The 1,638-nt window shown below is 35.1% G+C and carries 2 protein-coding genes; both read left to right on the top strand.

Annotated elements, in window-relative coordinates:
• Positions 1-280 precede the first annotated feature (280 nt).
• Positions 281-1,063 carry a hypothetical protein gene (locus tag ACJROP_RS00030; RefSeq protein WP_406533475.1) on the top strand — a complete coding sequence of 261 codons (783 nt, stop codon included), beginning with the start codon at positions 281-283 and terminating at the stop codon, positions 1,061-1,063.
• 217 nt (positions 1,064-1,280) lie between these two features.
• Positions 1,281-1,415 (top strand): hypothetical protein, encoded by a 135-nt coding sequence (locus ACJROP_RS00025; protein WP_406533474.1) that lies wholly within the window; start codon positions 1,281-1,283, stop codon positions 1,413-1,415.
• Positions 1,416-1,638 lie beyond the last annotated feature (223 nt).

The raw sequence follows: 1,638 nt of genomic DNA, 5'->3' as shown, positions 1-1,638 counted from the left end.
AATCATAGTTTATAATTTTTTTCAAACTTTAATTTATTAATTTTATCAAACCAAAATGAAAAAATTTTTACTTGTATTATCATGTTGCTTAGCAACATGGTGTAGTGTTCTGGCTGGACCGAAGAGTTCTCCAGAAATTAGTTTGATGCAGGCAAGTGCACCAGCGGTAGCTCCTGCTCCAACGTATCCAGCTGTGATAAACAGCGCTACTTACAATTCTAGTACACGAAAAGTTACAGTCTCTTTTTATGTTAATAAAGGAAGTAATGTGTCGTTTAATTTGGAAGCTACTGGTAAAGAAACTGCGAAAGATGTTTATACAAGGGGAGTAAGTAGTGGTTGCTCATATACAGTATCGTTTGCAATACCGACAGATTGGCAAACAGCTAATGCTGTTGTTATTAAGGTTGACGGCAGTCCTTGTGGAGGCGCAAGTCTTACCCCTACCCCTGGCCCTACCCCAAATCCACAACCTGTATATCCACCTGCTGGTTATATTTCTAATGTTATTTTCACTAATAATTTGGCTTCATTTAAATACAACTTGAAGAATGCTAATAATCCTTATTTGTATATAAAAGAAGGCAATGTGTATAGCACTAAAATTGTGGCTAAAATAAAAATAGAAAACACTAATGGCAATTATGCAACTTGCAATTATAGCTATCTTTCCGTTTTGAAACCAAATACAAATTATTCGGCTTCTCTGTATGATGTTGATGCGCAGGGTAAGGCAAATAATTTGCGTATTTATTTGGATTTTAAGACTCCTACAAATATAACAGACCAAAATCTTATTGAATGGTATTTTGATAAATATACTAACCAGGCGGTTGTTTGGTGCAACTCAAATCCTATTGTGCCTTCTGATTGCGATGTAACAGTTTCATTATATAAATGTACTGATAGTACTTATAGCAATGCTTCATTTCAGGGATCTCAAATAAAAAATCGTAAAGAAGAATTCCGTTTTAATATTCCTACTATACCTGGTTATTATGTTATAAGATTAACGTGGCCGGATGGAGAAAGTGTTCCGCTAAAGGTTCGTATTAGTCGCTAGCAAGAATACAGCAAGTTAATTTCTTATTATTATGGCATGAACTTTATTTCATATAATGGTTCATGCCACTTTTGTTTTGGGGCTTTGTCCGTGTATGTTTTCATATTCTTCCTGTCTTTACAAGAGAATGGCACGGCCTTTCTTCTTTGTAGTCCCCCCCGTTTTGTTTTTCTTTTTGTCTTCCTTCATCGCTACTCCATCTTAGTCCATCGAAATTATGGAGTATGTATGGAGTGGCGATGACGTATGTATGGGGTGTCTTCGGACGAAATGCGTGGACATATCGGATTTGGTTCTTCTAAATAGCGGTTTTACAAACGTATATTTAGTCATGTGGAAATGCAGCGTTTAGCGTATTTGAGGAGCCTTCATTCCGTATTTTCGGCTTTGGATACGTCATTTGTAGATTGTGGTTTGATTATAAATCATGACAATAATGGTTGTGTTTTAAGTAACTATTCAGCGATTATTGCATGGCTTGATAGTTGTGTCTATGCAATTATGTGCAAAAATGTGAAATAAGTGTTATTTATTGTGAAAATAATAGCAAATGTGATATATTATTTCTATATTTG

Origin of the sequence: Methanobrevibacter sp., from assembly GCF_045220775.1 — an archaeon.
In the GTDB taxonomy this organism is placed as follows: domain Archaea; phylum Methanobacteriota; class Methanobacteria; order Methanobacteriales; family Methanobacteriaceae; genus Methanocatella.
Note: the sequence above shows the minus strand (reverse complement) of the source record. Positions and strands in the feature narration are given on the sequence as shown.

What these genes read in the sequence shown, in the direction of transcription:
- ACJROP_RS00025 (WP_406533474.1), top strand. Translation starts at nt 1,281, where the DNA reads ATGGAGTATGTATGGAGTGGCGATGACGTATGTATGGGGTGTCTTCGG.